Annotated in this window: 1 protein-coding gene; it reads right to left on the bottom strand. The window is 68.9% G+C overall.

The annotated features are described in order from the left end of the window. Positions 1-251: outer membrane protein transport protein (locus ACQG3P_RS20980; RefSeq protein WP_426806132.1), on the bottom strand; the 251-nt coding region annotated here is incomplete at both ends.

Here is a 251-nt window from a genome sequence, read left to right as displayed (position 1 = left end):
GTCGGGGTCTGGTCGTACGCGACGCCGCCACGCAGGGTCAGGGTGTCGCTCCGCTTGTAGTCCGCACCCAGCGAGACGAAGGTGGTGGCGCGGTAGGAGAAGTCCAGGACCGAATCCGGCTGGGCCGAACCGTAGTCGCTGGTGACCGAGTCGAACGCGGTCGACCAGGCGGTACGGGTCCCGTCACCCATCACGGTCCAGCGGGCGTTGACCTTGTGGGTGATGCTCATGGGGGCCGACGCCGGCTGGGG

This window comes from Stenotrophomonas sp. SrG (genome assembly GCF_050031795.1).
Lineage (GTDB): Bacteria > Pseudomonadota > Gammaproteobacteria > Xanthomonadales > Xanthomonadaceae > Stenotrophomonas > Stenotrophomonas rhizophila_A.
This window is presented reverse-complemented; position numbering and strand designations above follow the sequence as displayed.